The organism is Corynebacterium halotolerans YIM 70093 = DSM 44683, assembly GCF_000341345.1.
Classification (GTDB): Bacteria; Actinomycetota; Actinomycetes; order Mycobacteriales; family Mycobacteriaceae; genus Corynebacterium; species Corynebacterium halotolerans.
In genome coordinates, this window is record NC_020302.1 from 1,044,095 (window position 1) to 1,059,792 (window position 15,698).

Annotated in this window: 16 protein-coding genes and 1 pseudogene; 9 read left to right on the forward strand and 8 right to left on the reverse strand. The window is 69.3% G+C overall.

Annotated elements, in window-relative coordinates; translation table 11 throughout:
• Positions 1–9 precede the first annotated feature (9 nt).
• Positions 10–1,089: an intradiol ring-cleavage dioxygenase gene (locus A605_RS04940; protein WP_015400403.1), complete on the forward strand. Its 1,080-nt coding sequence runs from the start codon at positions 10–12 to the stop codon at positions 1,087–1,089.
• A gap of 4 nt (positions 1,090–1,093) precedes the next feature.
• Here the strand turns inward: A605_RS04940 and A605_RS04945 are convergent, their stop codons facing one another.
• Positions 1,094–2,152 carry a CNNM domain-containing protein gene (locus tag A605_RS04945; RefSeq protein WP_015400404.1) on the reverse strand — a complete coding sequence of 353 codons (1,059 nt, stop codon included), beginning with the start codon at positions 2,150–2,152 and terminating at the stop codon, positions 1,094–1,096.
• 3 nt (positions 2,153–2,155) lie between these two features.
• Positions 2,156–3,558 (reverse strand): annotated as a pseudogene (locus A605_RS04950) (hemolysin family protein).
• Positions 3,559–3,935: 377 nt separating this feature from the next.
• Between A605_RS04950 and A605_RS04955 the strand changes: the two are divergent.
• On the forward strand, positions 3,936–4,766 hold the full coding sequence (locus A605_RS04955; protein ID WP_015400405.1) for a Bax inhibitor-1/YccA family protein: 831 nt from the start codon (positions 3,936–3,938) through the stop codon (positions 4,764–4,766).
• Between the two features lie 188 nt (positions 4,767–4,954).
• On the opposite strand, the gene A605_RS04960 is transcribed toward A605_RS04955, so the two are convergent.
• The 3 genes from A605_RS04960 to A605_RS04970 form a co-directional block, all read right to left on the reverse strand.
• Positions 4,955–5,449 (reverse strand): hypothetical protein, encoded by a 495-nt coding sequence (locus A605_RS04960; RefSeq protein ID WP_015400406.1) that lies wholly within the window; start codon positions 5,447–5,449, stop codon positions 4,955–4,957.
• Between the two features lie 84 nt (positions 5,450–5,533).
• The gene (gene greA, locus A605_RS04965; protein WP_015400407.1) at positions 5,534–6,058 is read right to left on the reverse strand and encodes a transcription elongation factor GreA; all 525 of its coding nucleotides are present in this window, start codon (positions 6,056–6,058) and stop codon (positions 5,534–5,536) included.
• A 243-nt stretch (positions 6,059–6,301) separates the two neighbouring features.
• Complete coding sequence (locus A605_RS04970; RefSeq protein ID WP_015400408.1) at positions 6,302–6,766, reverse strand: DUF4307 domain-containing protein; 465 nt, start codon at positions 6,764–6,766, stop codon at positions 6,302–6,304.
• 147 nt (positions 6,767–6,913) lie between these two features.
• On the opposite strand from A605_RS04970, the gene mca reads away from it, so the two are divergent.
• The 5 genes from mca to A605_RS04995 all read left to right on the forward strand — a co-directional run bounded on the left by mca (position 6,914) and on the right by A605_RS04995 (position 10,893).
• On the forward strand, positions 6,914–7,780 hold the full coding sequence (mca, locus tag A605_RS04975) for a mycothiol conjugate amidase Mca (protein WP_015400409.1): 867 nt from the start codon (positions 6,914–6,916) through the stop codon (positions 7,778–7,780).
• Between the two features lie 37 nt (positions 7,781–7,817).
• On the forward strand, positions 7,818–8,138 hold the full coding sequence (locus A605_RS04980) for a hypothetical protein (RefSeq protein WP_015400410.1): 321 nt from the start codon (positions 7,818–7,820) through the stop codon (positions 8,136–8,138).
• Between the two features lie 288 nt (positions 8,139–8,426).
• Positions 8,427–9,533, forward strand: coding sequence for a 3-deoxy-7-phosphoheptulonate synthase (locus tag A605_RS04985; RefSeq protein ID WP_015400411.1), 1,107 nt, complete (start codon positions 8,427–8,429; stop codon positions 9,531–9,533).
• 54 nt (positions 9,534–9,587) lie between these two features.
• Entirely contained in the window at positions 9,588–10,358 is a 771-nt protein-coding gene (locus A605_RS04990) for an isoprenyl transferase (RefSeq protein ID WP_015400412.1), read from the forward strand.
• A gap of 16 nt (positions 10,359–10,374) precedes the next feature.
• Entirely contained in the window at positions 10,375–10,893 is a 519-nt protein-coding gene (locus A605_RS04995) for a flavodoxin domain-containing protein (protein ID WP_015400413.1), read from the forward strand.
• Between the two features lie 8 nt (positions 10,894–10,901).
• On the opposite strand, the gene A605_RS05000 is transcribed toward A605_RS04995, so the two are convergent.
• On the reverse strand, positions 10,902–11,249 hold the full coding sequence (locus A605_RS05000) for an ArsR/SmtB family transcription factor (RefSeq protein WP_015400414.1): 348 nt from the start codon (positions 11,247–11,249) through the stop codon (positions 10,902–10,904).
• Between the two features lie 37 nt (positions 11,250–11,286).
• Positions 11,287–12,213 carry a type I pantothenate kinase gene (gene coaA / locus A605_RS05005; RefSeq protein ID WP_015400415.1) on the reverse strand — a complete coding sequence of 309 codons (927 nt, stop codon included), beginning with the start codon at positions 12,211–12,213 and terminating at the stop codon, positions 11,287–11,289.
• Between the two features lie 160 nt (positions 12,214–12,373).
• Between coaA and glyA the strand changes: the two genes are divergently transcribed.
• The gene (gene glyA / locus A605_RS05010) at positions 12,374–13,666 is read left to right on the forward strand and encodes a serine hydroxymethyltransferase (RefSeq protein ID WP_027004321.1); all 1,293 of its coding nucleotides are present in this window, start codon (positions 12,374–12,376) and stop codon (positions 13,664–13,666) included.
• Positions 13,667–13,758: 92 nt separating this feature from the next.
• Here glyA and A605_RS05015 read toward each other — a convergent pair whose 3' ends face one another.
• The gene (locus A605_RS05015) at positions 13,759–14,367 is read right to left on the reverse strand and encodes a TetR/AcrR family transcriptional regulator (RefSeq protein ID WP_015400417.1); all 609 of its coding nucleotides are present in this window, start codon (positions 14,365–14,367) and stop codon (positions 13,759–13,761) included.
• A 71-nt stretch (positions 14,368–14,438) separates the two neighbouring features.
• Between A605_RS05015 and A605_RS05020 the strand changes: the two genes are divergently transcribed.
• Positions 14,439–15,656, forward strand: coding sequence for an alpha-amylase family protein (locus A605_RS05020; RefSeq protein WP_015400418.1), 1,218 nt, complete (start codon positions 14,439–14,441; stop codon positions 15,654–15,656).
• Positions 15,657–15,698: the final 42 nt, after the last annotated feature.

Consider the following 15,698-nt stretch of genomic DNA (forward strand, 5'->3'; position numbering starts at 1 on the left):
TCCGTCGTCATGACTTCCCGTTTCCTGCGTTCACGCATCCGCCGACCTCTTCCCGCTCTCGCCGACACGCCGGAGGATACGGGCCCGGGTGCCCATGTCCGCACCTTTGAGGGGCGCGTGCTCGACCGGCAGGGAGATGACATCGAGGATCAGGGTCTGGCCTTCGACCTCGGCACGGTGCTCACCCGCCGCCGCTTCCTCGGCGCCCTCGGCCTCGGCGCCGGCTCCCTGGCGCTGGCGGCCTGCGCTCCCACGGGATCGTCCTCGACGACCACCGCCGGGGCGGGCGCCACGACGACCGGCACACCCGTGACGGCATCCGCGGTGGTGCCCGGGGAGATGCACACCGAGACCGCGGGCCCGTACCCGGGTGACGGATCCAATGGACCGGATGTCCTCGACCTCAGCGGGGTCGAGCGTTCCGACCTGACGACCAGCATCGACGGTGGGGACGCGGTGGTGGGGGTACCCCTGACACTGACGATGAACGTCATCGACATGGCCAATGGCAACGCCCCGTACGCCGGTGCCGCCGTCTATGTCTGGCACTGCGACGGGCAGGGCCGGTACTCGATGTACTCGGACGGGGTGACGGAGCAGACCTGGTTGCGCGGGGTGCAGATCGCTGACGCGAACGGACAGGTCACCTTCACCACCATCGTGCCCGGTTGCTACGCGGGCCGGTGGCCGCACATCCACTTCGAGGTCTTTCCGGACGTGGACTCGATCGCCGATGCCACCAACAACGTCCTGACCTCCCAGATCGCCATTCCGGAGGAGATGAGCCAGGTGGTGTACGCGACCGAGGGCTACGAGGGCTCCGCAGAAAACCTCGCCCGGATCACGTTGGCCACCGACAACGTGTTCTCCGACGGTTGGGAGGGGCAGCTGCCCTCCGTCACGGGGGACGCCGCCTCCGGCTACCGGCTCAGCATCGACGTCGCGATCGACACCACCACGGAGCAGGAGATGTCGGCGCTCCCGCCGGGCGGCGGTGCGGGTGGTCCGGCGGGCCCGGGTGGTCCGGGCGGGGAAGGGGGTCCGGGCGGTCCGGCGGGCCCGGGCGGGATGCCGCCGGCCCGTCCGTGACCGCTCACCCCTCCCGCCGCGACTGGACCCGGCCCATCTCGCGCTCGATGCTCGGCCACAGCTGGTCGAGCATGTAGTCCCAGGTGACCATGCAGAGTTCGTCCCTGCCCGCCTCGTCGGGCAGGACGATGGCGAGCTGTTCGTTCTCCGCGCGCATCCGGCCCAGCGCCTCCTGCAGGGTGGTCCCGGCCGGCAGCGTCAGCACCGAGCGCGACAACTCCATGGCCGGGGTGTCCGTCGGGACGAGCAGCGTGTCGCGCACGTGCACCAGGCGGGGCTCATCCCACGCCGCGTCGTCGAGCAGGACCCGCAGCTTCCCGGAGTCGCGCGCGACGGTCTGCACATCGGCGACCGTGGCGGTGGCCGGCAGGGTGACCGGGGTGTTCTCCGGGGCCCCGACGACGTCGTCGACCGTGGCGCGCTCCAGCTCGATGACCCCGGCGATCTGGGAGGCGGCGGCCTCATCCAGGGCACCAGCCTCGCGGGAGTGATTGACCAGAATCTGCAGGGTCTCGGCGTCGTAACCCTGGGCCGCGGCGCGGTCGACCGGTTCTTCCCCGACGGCCTTGACCAGGCGGTTGGCCATCCGGTTGATCCAGGCCAGCAGTGGCCGGAACAGGGTGATGAACCACCGGGCGGGCAGGGCGACGATGTGCAGCGCCGTCTCGGGATGGGCGATCGCCCAGGACTTCGGCGCCATCTCCCCGATGACCAGGTGCAGGAAGGTGACCACGAACAGGGCGAGGAGGAATGAGATGACGTCGGCGACGCTGAGCGGGACCGGCAGCAGTTCGAAGACGGGCATGAGGGCGTCGTGCACCCACGGCTTGGTGATCGCGCCGAGGGCGAAGGTGCAGACGGTGATGCCCAGCTGGGCGCCGGCGAGCATGAGGGTCAGTTCATTGAGACTGCGCAGTCCGGCCCGGGAGGACGCGGAGGTTTCGGCGGTCTCCTCGAGCCGGTGGCGGCGGGCCGCCAGCAGGGAGAACTCGAGGATGACGAAGAACGCCGACAACCCGATGATCAGGAGGGTGGCGGGCAGTGCGATGTACCACTCGGTCATGATCTACTCCTCCTCCCGGTCTTCCCCGGGTACAGTGTCCGCCGTGTCCGCCGCGGGCTCCTCGACGAGTTCGAGACGGACGAGGGCGGGCACGCGGCGTTCGACCGACTCGATGTGCATGCGCAGGATACGCAGCGGGGCCTCCCCGTCGTCGAGGTAGTCCTCCGGCTCGGCCCCGAGCCGCAGCTCGTGGACCTCGCCCTCGGCGAGCAGCCCGCCGGCGTGCGAGAGCAGGAGGCCGGAGAGGGTCTCGAAGTCGCCCTCGGGCAAATCGTGGCCGATGGCGCGGGAAACCTCGTCGAGCGGGGTGTCGCCGTCGACGAGCCACTCGTCCTCGCGGGTGTGCGTGATCTCCTCCGGTTCGGGCAGATCGTGCTCGTCGGTGACGTCGCCGAGGATCTCCTCGGCGAGGTCCTCTATGGTGATCACGCCGATGAAGCCGCCGTACTCGTCGATGACGCAGGCGAGTTTCTCGGAGCGCGCCTGCAGCTCGCCCACGGCGTCGGGAAGCGCCATGAGCTCGGGCACGACGAGGGGCTCGCGCATCAGCTCGCTGACGGGCGCCTCGTCGGGCAGGTCGGTGCCGAGCACGTCGATCAGGTGCACGACACCGACCGGTACGTGCCGGCCGTCGATGACGGGGTAGCGGGTGTGCGCGGCGGCCATCAGTTCACGGATCTCCCCCACGGAGGTGCCCGGGGCGACGACGTCGGTGCGGGAACGGGGGATCATGGCGTGCTCGACGTCATGGGTGGGAAAATCCAGCAGACGGTCCAGGACGAGGAAGGTGTCGTCGGCGAGCGCCCGGACTCCCGGGACGTGGTGACGATGCGCCCGAGGTCCTCGGCGGTGGCGGAGGAGTCGATGTCCTCGACCGGCTCGATGCGCAGCAGCCGCAGCAGGGCGTTGGAGGCGATGTCGAAGAACCTGATCAGCCATCCGAAGGTCGCCAGGTAGATCGCCGTGGACCGGGCCAGCGCCAGGGCGGACTTCATCGGTGCGGCGAGCGTGTAGTTCTTCGGGAAGAGCTCGCCGAAGATCATCTGGATGATCGTGGACACCGCCAGCGCGAGCACGGTGCCGACGGAGATTGACACGGCGGCGGGCACGCCGACTCCGCCGAGGAGGGTGCCGAGCGAGTTGCCGACGAGCGGTTCCGCGACATAACCGATAAGCAGACCGGTGACGGTGATACCCAGCTGTGCTCCGGAGAGCATGAAGGAGGTGCGGTTGGTGATGGTCAACGCCCGCTCCGCCCGCCGGTCACCGCCCTCCGCCCGGGCGCGCAGCTCGTTGCGGTCGACTGACATGTAGCCGAATTCCTGCGCCACGAAGTAGCCGTTGGCGGCGATGATCACCCCGATGACGACCAGGCCGAGTATCAGCGTGAACACTGCCGCGGTCATGCCGTCACCCACCTGCTCGGCCGAAGGGGGTGAGGGATGGGGCGGATAGATCGTTCAGGGGGTTCCACGGGTGAGAATGCACCTCTTCGCAGGTTTCGGGAGTCACGGTCGCAGGCCGGGGTTCGGGAAACGCCTTCAGCCTACCCGCAGAATCCGTCGGTGCTCCACGGTTCCGGGGTTTTCCGCCCCCTGCGGGCGCGACGGTGGAGTGAGCCGGGAGGGCCCCGGGATGCGGGGAGCCGGCTGGTCGGCCCGGCCCCTTTCCGGGGGAGGTTGCGGACGCGACAACACAGGTATCCTATCCGGGAACACAACCGGAGCTTGATACGTTGTGGGAGTGTAAGTGACTGATAAAACTGAAAGGACCGGGGTTTCACGTGCGTAGTAGCAACCCTGTAATGAACTCGCTGTCCGGTGCCAAGGGCGGCGCGCAGCGCGGCGCCTACCAGGCCGGCTACCCGCAGCAGGGTTACCAGGACCCGTATGCGGGGTACGGCCGCCCTGTCGCGCCGACCGACGACCGCCCCATGACCGTCGATGACGTCGTGTCCAAGACGGGCATGACCCTCGGCGTCATCATCCTCCTGGCACTGGTCAACTTCGGCATCTCCCTGTTCAACCCGGGCCTGGCCATGCTGCTGACCGTGGTCGGCGCCATCGGTGGTCTGATCACCGTCCTGGTCGGCACCTTCGGCAAGAAGTACGGCTCCGCCGCCGTGACGCTGATCTACGCCGCCTTCGAGGGGCTGTTCGTGGGCGGCATCTCCGTCATCTTCTCCGGTGCCGTGGTCGGCGAATCCGACGCCGGCGCCCTGATCGGACAGGCCATCCTCGGTACCGTCGGTGTCTTCCTCGGCATGCTCTTCGTCTACAAGACCGGTGCCGTGAAGGTCACCCCGAAGTTCAACCGCATCCTGACCGGCGCGCTGGTCGGCGTGCTGGTGCTGGCTCTGGGCAACCTGCTGCTGGCCCTGTTCACCGGGGCAAACCCGCTGCGTGACGGCGGCATGCTCGCCATCATCTTCTCCCTGGTGTGCATCGGCTTGGCGGCCCTGAGCTTCCTCACCGACTTCGATGCCGCGGACAAGATGATCCGCGCCGGCGCCCCCTCCAAGATGGCCTGGGGCGTGGCACTGGGCCTGGCCGTCACCCTGGTCTGGCTCTACACCGAGATCCTGCGCCTGCTGTCGTACTTCCGCGGCGACTAACCTCCCCGGACACACCCAGCGCGACCGAAGAACCCGCCCCCCGATACCGGGGGAGGCGGGTTTTCCCGTCGGTACGCCCGGAGGCGGGCAACCGGCCGGGCACGGCAAAACCCGCGCCTCCCCGGAGAGGGGAGGCGCGGGTTTTGCGCCGGGTGGGCGGGTCAGGTCCGCCCGCCGTCGTGCCGTTACTACGGGGTGACGGGCACGCCGTCGACGGTGATTTCGCTGAACACCAGACCCTGCGGGCTGACGATCGGGGTGGACAGAACGACATCGACGTTCTCCTGCTCACCCTCCGGGGTCTGGCGGGTGCCGGTGCCGGTGGCCTGCTGCTGGCCCCAGTCCTCCCAGTCGATCTCAATGAGCTGGTCGGAGGCGTCAGCGCAGTCCAGGGTGATGGTGCCCGGCTCCTGGACGGGAGTGGCGACACAGTTGATGAAGCCCGGGACCTCTGCATCCGTCGCGGCGCCGTCCACCGGACTGACGGTCGTCGGGGCGCCGGCACCGGTGGTGATCGCCTCGGGGGAATCGTCACCGGGGCTGTACGGACCGTTGTACTCGGTGGCGGTGTTGACCTTCTCGTCGGACGGGTTCTCGTTCGGCGGCACGCACGCTGCCAGTGCCAGAGCGGTGACGGCGGCGGCACCTGCCGCGGCGATCTGACGGATGCTGAAGGTGGTCATCGGGTTACTCGTCCTTACTGTCGATGCTGCACGGTTGGCGCGGTAGTGGGGCTACCGCGCCGACCAGAGGTTCATGGAGGAAGATTAGTCGTTCGACCGCGGGGTGGCGGCCAACTGGGAATCGTAGGGTGCAGCCGAGACGATGGTCACCGAGATGGTGTTGCCGTTCGGGGCGGTGTACTCGCGGGTCTCACCCTCCTGGGCGCCGACGACGGCGGCGCCGAGCGGGGACTGCTCGGAGTAGGTCTCGAGATCCGGGTTGTCGGTGGCGGCGGCGCGGGTGCCGATCAGGAAGGTCTCCTTCTCGTCCTTGTCGCCGTTGTAGTAGACGTGCACGACCGAACCGACGAGGGCGACGCCCTCGACGACGCCCTCACGCTCGGTGGTGGCGTTCGCCAGAATCTCGGAGATCTGCTTGATGCGGGCCTCCTCCTGATCCTGCATCTCGCGGGCGGCGTCGTAGCCGGCGTTCTCCTTGAGGTCGCCCTCCTCGCGGCGCTCGTTGATCTCGGCGGCGACGACGGGGCGGTGGTCGATGAGCGCCTGGAGCTCCTCCTCGAGCTTGGCCTTGGTCTCGGGGGTGATGTACTGCTTCTTCGGCTCTGCCATGTTGCAACCTTCCCTGGGGGATCGGCGGGGCAGCAGGGAGGTGGCCCCCCGATGACACCCGCCGGATTCGTCAATGACGCCGACCGAACACGCGAACGCCAGCTGAGGTGGGGATTCTCCGGATGGGAACCCGTCTCAGTTGGCGTTAAGGCGCAGGTCAGCCGACGTTTCCGTTGTGGTCCCGGATTCTAGCACAGTGATACCCGGCGGTCGTGACACGGTGCCGCCCCGTGGCCCCGGTGGTTACCGGGCGGCGGCAGCGGCGGCGACGTCGAGATGCCTGGGCATGTTCGTGGAGCAGCCGTACGTGCCACCGGAGACGGGGTAGTCGCGGGTCGGCACGTCCACCTGGACGCGTTCGATGCCCTCCCCGCCCGGAGGCATGATGATCTCGCGGCGGCCGACCTCGGCCATGGCGTAGTTGATCGCCGTGACGATGCAGTAGGAGGGCACGGAGGTGTCGTCGCGGCTGACGTCCACCCACAGCCGCATCGTGTCGTCGTCGATCCGCTCGTAGGAGGCCATGGACACGGACACCTCGGCCGAGCCGCGGTTCGTCATGAAGTTGCCCACCGCGAAGACGATGCCCACCAGGAGGACGACGCCCAGAATCGCGACGACCTTGCCACCGATGCCGCGCGGCTTGCGGGGGGTCCGGTCCACGCCGTAACGGGATTCGGGGCGGTTCGCGGCGGGAGTCGTCATCATCTACCTCGGGCATACGTGATGGGGTGGGGGGGGGGAGTGTCGCGCCTAATCCTATCGGACGCACCGACATGTATGACCTGTGGCCGCGACCTACTAGGATGGGCGGATGAAGACTCAAGGCAGGTACCGACGGAAGGATGGGGACACGTGAGCGGACTCCGACTGCTGGCGATCCATGCGCACCCGGATGACGAGGCGTCGAAGGGTGCGGCGACCACGGCGAAGTACGCCGCAGAGGGCAACCGCGTCGTGGTGGTGACCTGCACCGGTGGCGAACGCGGCTCGATCCTCAACCCGGCCATGGACAAGCCCGGCGTGCTGGAGAACATGATCGAGATCCGCCGCGAGGAGATGCGCCAGGCCGCCGAGGCGCTCGGCATCGAGCACGTCTGGCTCGGGCACATCGACTCCGGCCTGCCGCAGGGTGACCCGCTGCCGCCGCTGCCGGAGGGGTGCTTCGCCCTGGAGGAGGGCGCCGAGGTGGCCAGGGAGCTCGTCGGCGTCATCCGCGAGGTTCGTCCGCACGTGATCATCACCTACGACGAAAACGGCGGCTACCCCCACCCGGATCACCTCAAGGTCCACGAGGCCTCCATGATCGCCTGGGAGCGCGCCGGTGACCCGGAGTTCGCCCCCGGCACCGGCGAGCCGTGGACGCCGCTGAAGCTGTACTACACCCACGGTTTCGTCCGCCAGCGCATGCAGCTGTTCCACGACCTGCTCATCCGGGAGGGCAAGACCAGCCCCTACGGCCCGATGCTCGAACGCTGGGAGCGCAACCGCGCCGACATCATGGCCCGGGTGACCACCCAGGTGGACTGCGCGGAGTACTTCCCGAACCGGGATGCGGCGCTGCGGGCCCACGCCACCCAGATCGACCCGGCCGGCGCGTTCCTGGCCACCCCCACGGAGGTCCAGCAGGAGCTGTGGCCCACCGAGGAATTCGAGCTCGCCGCCACCCGCGTGACCACCTCCATCCCGGAGGACGACCTGTTCGCAGGCGTCAACCCTTAACCCCTGAAGCCCACCTCGGCGCGAAGGAAGAAACAACGTGTCTGCCCCCGTCATTGCCCACCTCAACCTCGCTGCACAGAGCGCGTTCGACACCGCCTCCGTGCTGGCGCAGCAGCAGCAGGGCGGTCCGCTCGGACCCGAGTTCGGCAAGGCCTCGCCGATCGGGATTCTCATCCTCGCCGCGCTCGGCGTCGCCATCCTGATGGCCGGCTGGGCGTTCCACCGCCGCTACTCCCGGTTCAACCGCCGCCGCCGGTTCGCCGAGGAGCACGGCCTCGACGTCTTCGACGAGGAGGCCGTCGACCGCGCGATGGAGCAGGCGGGGCTCCTCGACCGCCGGAAGAAAACCTGGTTCTGATCCCGCTTCCCACATTCCGTGCTACACTCTTATCCATGTTCGTTCAGCGATTTTATTTTGGTGAGGCTCCGGGACCTGTTCCCCGCCTCGCCAGGTCGCGTGCCCTGACAGTCACGAGCTAGCGAGCAGACGAACACACCGGAGCCGAGCAGCACCTCCCCGAGAGATCGGGTGGAGGGGCTGCTTTTTTCGTACCCGATACTTTTTTGCTCGCCCCCACCAGCAGGCGGGCACCACATCTCCCGCCCCGACAACACCAGACAGCACCCGAGAAAGGCCCCCTGCACCATGAGTTCCCCGGTTTCCCTGAAGAACGCCGCCTCCACCTCGAATAAGCGCGTCCGCGCCTTCCACGACCTGCCCGCTCCGGAAGAGATCCAGGGCATGCTGCCCCTGTCGGAGTCCCAGGCCGCGAAGGTCGAGGCCGACCGCCAGGAGATCGCCGACATCTTCGCCGGTGACGACGACCGCCTCGTCGTCGTCGTGGGACCCTGCTCCATCCACGACCCGGACGCCGCCCTCGACTACGCCAACCGCCTGGCCCCGCTGGCGGCCCGCCTCGACCGGGACCTGAAGGTGGTCATGCGCGTGTACTTCGAGAAGCCGCGCACCACCGTGGGCTGGAAGGGCCTGATCAACGACCCGCACCTGAACGAGACCTTCGACATCAACCACGGCCTGCAGCTGGCCCGCAAGGTGCTCATCGACGTGGTCAACCTGGACCTGCCGACCGCGTGCGAGTTCCTCGAGCCGAACTCCCCGCAGTACTACGCCGACGCCGTGGCCTGGGGGGCGATCGGGGCGCGGACCACCGAGTCCCAGGTCCACCGCCAGCTGGCCTCCGGGATGTCCATGCCCATCGGCTTCAAGAACGGCACCGACGGCAACGTCCAGGTCGCCGTCGATGCGGTGGCGGCAGCGGCGGAGCCGCACTTCTTCTTCGGCACCTCTGACGGCGGTCGACCCGCCGTTGTGGAGACCGCCGGCAACAGCAACTGCCACGTCATCCTGCGCGGCGGCACCACCGGCCCCAACTTCGACGCGGAGTCGGTCGCCGCGGCCGTCGGCAAGATCGGGGCGGACGCCCGCCTGATGATCGACGCCTCGCACGCCAACTCCGGCAAGGACCACGTCCGTCAGGCCCGGGTCGTGGCGGACGTCGCCGCCCAGGTCGCCGACGGCAACGCCGCGATCGCCGGCGTGATGCTGGAGTCCTTCCTGGTGGGCGGCGCCCAGTCCCTGGATTCCGCGAAGCTGGAGTGCAACGGCGGCGAGGGGCTGGTCTACGGCCAGTCCATCACCGACAAGTGCATGGACATCGACACCACCGTCGACCTGCTCGGCGAGCTGGCCGCCGCGGTGCGCGCCCGCCGCGCCGCGGCGGTGGGGGAGTAACCCGCCCACGGCTCACCGAACGAGCGGGCGGGCAGGCACGCTAGAATCAGCCGTGTGAACATCCTGCCCCGCCTGCTGTACCCGCTCTACGAGGCCCGCCTGCTCCGCGAGCTGAAGGGCGCGCGGCAGCCGAAGCACATCGCCATCATGGCGGACGGCAACCGACGGTGGGCGCGGGAGGCCGGTTTCACCGACATTAGCCACGGACACCGGGCGGGCGCGAAGAAGATCGGTGAGATGGTCCGCTGGTGCGAGGAGACCGAGGTCGAGGTCGTCACCGTCTACCTGCTGTCGACGGAGAACCTGCGCCGTGAACCCGAGGAGCTGCAGCTGCTGTTCGACATCATCGTCGACGTCGTCGCCGAGCTCGCCCACGGCGACCACGACTGCCGGGTGCGCCTGGTAGGGCACCTGGACCTGCTGCCGACCGACGTCTCCCGGCGGCTGCGGGAGGCGGCCGAGGGCACCGAGGAACGCACTGGGGTGTGCGTGAACATCGCCGTCGGCTACGGCGGGCGCCAGGAGATCGTCGACGCCGTGCAGGGACTGATCGCCGAGGAGGTGGCCGCCGGCACCCCGGCCGGGGAACTGGCCGACAAGGTCACCGTCGACTCGTTGGCCACCCACCTGTACACCTCCGGCCAGCCGGATCCGGACCTGGTCATCCGCACCTCCGGCGAGCAGCGCCTGTCCGGCTTCCTGCTGTGGCAGGCCGCCTACTCGGAGATCTGGTTCACCGAGACCTACTGGCCGGCCTTCCGCCGCATCGACTTCCTGCGCGCGCTGCGCGACTACTCGATGCGCTCCCGCCGCTTCGGAAAATGAAAGGAGCCCCGCAACCGTGAGCGCCACCGTCCTCTACGACACCTCCTACGGATCCACCCGTCAGTACGCGGAGGAACTCGCCCGCCGCCTGGGCACCACCGCACAACAGCTGGCCGAGGCCGCGCCCGCCGAGCTCACGGCCGGCACCGGCCCGCTCATCGTGCTCTCCCCGGTGCACGGCCCCTCGATCCCGGCCGCCGCCTTCGTGGCGAAACACGATCTGGGACCGCGCCCGGTGGCCGTGTGCGCGGTGGGAATGACACTGATCGATGAGGCCCGCCGGAAGGACCAGATGGCCGGGATGCTCTCCGACAGGCCGGAGGTGGCCCGCTTCTACCTGCCGGGGCGCCTCGCGTACTCCACGATGAACCGCAGACACCGGATGATCATGTGGGGCATCATCAAGGCGCTCAAGGCCAAGCCGGAATCCGCCCGCAGCGCCAACGACCGGGCCATGATCGACTCCTTCGACCGCGACACCGACCGGGTGGACCTGGCGGAGCTCGACGCCGTCGTGGAGTGGGCGCAGGTCTGACGCGGTTCCTACTCGTCGGCCGGACTGTCCGGATCCTGGTCATGCGCCCGGATGATCGCGGGCAGCAGACCCGGGAACCGGTCCTCCAGATCCCGGTGGCGCAGTGAATTGAGGATCGCGGTGCCCTCCCGGCGCTGCTGAATCAGCCCGGCCTCCCGCAGCACCCGGAAGTGGTGGGTGGCCGTGGACTTGCTCACGGGCAGATCCAGCGCCAGGCACGGCAGCTCCCGCCAGCCGTCCCACGCGGAACGCCGGGCCAGCTTGTGGACGATCCTCCTCCGCACCGGATCCGCCAACGCGGAGAGCACCCCGTCCAGGGTCAGCTCTCTGACGGCCGGGTGCTCGAGTTCACGCATAGCGGACATTCTCCCACACGCCCGTGCGGACCGGGCGTCAGATCTTGCGCATGCGCACCCGCTCGACCAGGTGGTCGGCGCCCTTGGTCAGCACCAGGGAGGCCCGCACCCGGGTCGGCAGGATGTTCTCCACCAGGTTCGGCAGGTTGATCGACTGCCAGATCTCCCGGGCCTCGGCGGTGGCCTTCGTGTCACCCATGTCGGCGAAGTGCGAGAAGTGCGCGCCGGGCTCCCGGAAGGCGGTGGAGCGCAGTTGCAGGAAACGGTCGATGTACCACCGCTCGATGTCCTCCGTGCGGGCGTCGACGTAGACGGAGAAGTCGAACAGGTCCGAGACCATCAGGGTCGGCCCGGTCTGCAGCACGTTCAGCCCCTCGAGGATGAGGATGTCCGGCTGCGTGATCGTCTGCACCTGACCCGGCACCCGGTCGTAGCGGGTGTGGGAGTACACCGGCGCGTCCACCTCGGGGCGACCCGACTTCACGTCGGTGACGAAGCGCAGCAGGGCGCGCTGGTCGTAGGACTCCGGGAACCCCTTGCGCTTCATCAGGCCGCGCCGGTTGAGCTCGGCCGCCGGGTGGAGGAAACCATCGGTGGTCACCAGTCCCACTCGGGGGTGGGACTCCCACCGCTGCAGCAGCACCTGGAGCAGACGGGCGGTGGTGGACTTGCCGACGGCCACCGAGCCGGCCACCCCGATGATGAACGGCACGTGCCCCGGGTTGTTGCCCAGGAAGGTCTCGGTAGCGGTGGTCAGTTTCTGCCGCGCGCTCACCTGGAGATGGATGAGCCGGCTCAGCGGCAGGTAGACCTCGGCGACCTCGTCAAGGTCGATGTTCTCGCCGATACCACGCAGTTGCGCCAGCTCACTCTCGGTGAGGACCTGGGGCATGGATTTACGCAGACCACGCCAGGAGGCGCGGTCGAAATCCAGGTAGGGGCTGGTGTCCTTGGGGCGGGCCATGCACCCATTGTCTCACCTGCCCGCAGGCCACCCGTGGTGGCGGTGGGGAAACAGGGGGTACCGGGACCGGCGGGAAGGTAAGCTCAAGCACCGTATGCCGCACCCGCAGGATGAGGCGGGTGGCGGCGCGTCGATCAACGAAAGGCTGGACGAAACGCCCATGACCGCAGCTGATGTCCGATACCAGGAGCTCGCCCAGCTCGACCCGGAGGTGGCGCGCGCCATCGACGGTGAGCTGGCGCGCCAGCGAGAGACCCTCGAGATGATCGCCTCCGAGAACTTCGTGCCGCGTGCCGTGCTGCAGGCGCAGGGCTCGGTCTTCACCAACAAGTACGCCGAGGGCTACCCGGGCCGCCGTTACTACGGTGGTTGCGAGCACGCCGACGTCGTCGAGGATCTGGCCCGCGACCGCGCCAAGGAGCTCTTCGGCGCCGACTTCGCCAACGTCCAGCCGCACTCCGGTGCCCAGGCGAACGCGGCCGTGCTGCACGCCCTGGCCAGCCCCGGCGACAAGATCATGGGGCTGTCCCTGGCCCACGGCGGCCACCTGACCCACGGCATGAAGATCAACTTCTCCGGCAAGCTCTACGAGGTCATCGCCTACGAGGTCGATCCGGAGACCATGCGCATCGACATGGACCGCGTCCGCGAGCAGGCCCTGGCCGAGCGCCCGAAGGTGCTCATCGCCGGCTGGTCCGCCTATCCGCGCACCATCGACTTCGAGGCCTTCCGCTCCATCGCCGACGAGGTCGGCGCCTACCTGTGGACCGACATGGCGCACTTCGCCGGCCTGGTCGCCGCGGACCTGCACCCGTCGCCGGTGCCGCACTCCGACGTCGTGTCCACCACCATCCACAAGACCCTCGGTGGCCCGCGCTCCGGCATGATCCTGTCCCGCCAGGACTACGCCAAGAAGCTCAACTCCGCCGTGTTCCCGGGGCAGCAGGGCGGCCCGCTCATGCACGTCATCGCCGCCAAGGCCGTCGCGCTGAAGATCGCCGCCACCGAGGAGTTCCGCGACCGCCAGGCCCGCACCCTCGAGGGCGCGCGCATCCTGGCCGAGCGACTGACCGGTGAGGACTGCAGGGCCGCGGGTGTCGACGTGCTCACCGGCGGCACCGACGTGCACCTGGTGCTCGCCGACCTGCGCAACTCCGAGATGGACGGCCAGCAGGCGGAGGATCTCCTCCACGAGGTGGGTATCACCGTCAACCGCAACGCCGTGCCGTTCGATCCGCGTCCGCCGGCAGTCTCCTCCGGCCTGCGCATCGGCACCCCGGCGCTGGCCACCCGCGGTCTCGACGCCGAGGCCTTCACCGAGGTCGCCGACATCATCGGCACCGCCCTGGCCCAGGGCAGGGGCGTCGACGTCGAGGCCCTGCGCGCCCGTGTCACCAGGCTGACCGAGCAGTACCCGCTCTACGAGGGCCTCGAGGACTGGAAGCTGCGCTAAGAGCTTTTCCTTCGGCTGCTGTACGCCCGTGCCTCCCGCGATCTGCGGAAGGCGCGGGCGTTGTGTGTTCGGGGGTCTGCGCGCGGTGGCTCTCACCCGCGCCAGTCGCCGAGCGCGCCCTCGAGCGCACCGAGCGCGGCGTCGACAAGCGGGTGACGTCCATCCTCCGGGCAGCCGGCCTCGACCCAGTGCCCGCAGGCCTGGTCGAGAAAGCCGACATAGCCCCACAGGGCGTACTCGTGGCGGGTCCACCCGCTGACGCGCAGCAGTGCGCGCAGCCGGCCGATGAACTCACCGCGGGCCTTCCGGCGCACCGCCAGTGCCTCCGCCGGTTCCGCGCGGGTGGCGGTGACCGTCCTGCCGGCGGCCAGGTGGTCGAGGTGGACCAGCAGCAGTGCGCGCACCCGATCACGCACGGGCACACCGGCGGGCAGGGCGTCCCCGGCGGCCTGTTGCGCGGCCGCCAGTCGGTCGAGCGCGTCGGCGACGACGGCGGCGTAGAGTCCGGCCTTGCTGCCGAAGTAGTGGAAGACCAGCGCCGTGGAGCTGCCCGAGGCCTCCGCGATCGCCGCCGTGGACGCCTTGGGGTAGGGGGTGTCGGCGAAGTGCTCCCGGGCTGCGGCGAGGATGACGGCGCGGCGTTCCTCCACGCCGAGGCGCTGGCGTCGCGGGCGGGGCCGGGGCTGCGGGGTGGCGGTCACGGTGGCGATGGTACCTGCTATTGAGCTAGAGTCAGTAACCAGTTATTGAACTAGGCTCAATAGGAGGAGCTGTGCCTCTGCTCGATCACGCCATCTGGTGGCATGTCTACCCGCTCGGAGCCGCCGGCGCACCCGTCCGCGACTGGCGGGACCGTCCCGACGCCCACGGCCACCGCCTGGGGAGACTGACGCCCTGGCTCGACTACGTGGTTGAGCTCGGCTGCGACGGCCTGCTGCTCGGCCCCATCTTCGACTCCGCCACCCACGGCTACGACACCCTCGACCACTTCCGCATCGACCCGCGGCTGGGCGATGACGCCGACTTCGACCGGCTGATCGCCGAGGCGCACTCCCGCGGGCTGTCGGTCATCCTCGACGGCGTGTTCAACCACCTCGGCGTCGGGCACCCGCTGGTGGAGCGGACGCGGGAAGCGGGCGCGGGCCCGGTCCGGCTCGACGGCGACGGCCGCCCCCGGCCCTGGGAGGGCCACGGCGACCTCGCCGAGCTCGACCACTCCGATCCGGCGGTGGCCGACCTCGTCGTGGAGGTGATGGAGCACTGGCTGGGCCGCGGCATCGCCGGTTGGCGGCTCGACGTCGCCTACGCGGTGCCGGTGGAGTTCTGGGCCGAGGTCACCGGCCGGGTGCGCCGGAACTTCCCGGACGCGGTATTCCTCGGCGAGATCATCCACGGCGACTACCTGGCGCTGATCGAGGAAGGTGGGCTGGACACCGTCACCCAGTACGAGCTGTGGAAGGCGATCTGGAGCTCCATCCGGGACGTCAACTTCTGGGAGCTGGCGCACGCCCTGCAGCGCCACGACGAGTTCTCCGCCCGGGCGCTCATGCAGACCTTCGTGGGCAACCACGACGTCGACCGCATCGCCAGCAGGGTCGGCGACGCCGGCGCGGCCCTGGCCGCCACGATCCTGTTCACCCTGCCTGGACTGCCGAGCATCTACTCCGGCGACGAGCAGGCCTTCCGCGGCACCAAGGGGCAGGGTGCGGCCGCCGACGACCCGCTGCGCCCCGCGCTGCCCGACACCCCCGACCAGCTGTCCACCGTCGGGCAGTGGATGTACAACCTGCACCGGGAGCTCATCGGCCTGCGGCGGCGCCACCCGTGGCTGGCCCGGGCGCGCGTGGAGATCACCGACACGTCCAACCCGGAGCTCACCTACGCGGTCACCGGTGACGGTCACCGGCTCGACGTGCGGCTGACCCTGGAGCCGGAGGTCACCGCCGAGCTGCGCTTCGACGACGGCGAGACCTTCCGGCGCAGCTGGTGAATCCCACCTGGTGGACGTGACGAACCCCCGGCCACCTGAAGG

Coding starts and splice junctions, on each gene's coding strand:
- A605_RS04940 (WP_015400403.1), top strand. CDS start 10: ATGACTTCCCGTTTCCTGCGTTCACGCATCCGCCGACCTCTTCCCGCT.
- A605_RS04945 (WP_015400404.1), bottom strand. CDS start 2,152: ATGACCGAGTGGTACATCGCACTGCCCGCCACCCTCCTGATCATCGGG.
- A605_RS04960 (WP_015400406.1), bottom strand. CDS start 5,449: ATGACCACCTTCAGCATCCGTCAGATCGCCGCGGCAGGTGCCGCCGCC.
- greA (WP_015400407.1), bottom strand. CDS start 6,058: ATGGCAGAGCCGAAGAAGCAGTACATCACCCCCGAGACCAAGGCCAAG.
- A605_RS04970 (WP_015400408.1), bottom strand. CDS start 6,766: ATGATGACGACTCCCGCCGCGAACCGCCCCGAATCCCGTTACGGCGTG.
- A605_RS04985 (WP_015400411.1), top strand. CDS start 8,427: ATGAGTTCCCCGGTTTCCCTGAAGAACGCCGCCTCCACCTCGAATAAG.
- A605_RS05000 (WP_015400414.1), bottom strand. CDS start 11,249: ATGCGTGAACTCGAGCACCCGGCCGTCAGAGAGCTGACCCTGGACGGG.
- coaA (WP_015400415.1), bottom strand. CDS start 12,213: ATGGCCCGCCCCAAGGACACCAGCCCCTACCTGGATTTCGACCGCGCC.
- glyA (WP_027004321.1), top strand. CDS start 12,374: ATGACCGCAGCTGATGTCCGATACCAGGAGCTCGCCCAGCTCGACCCG.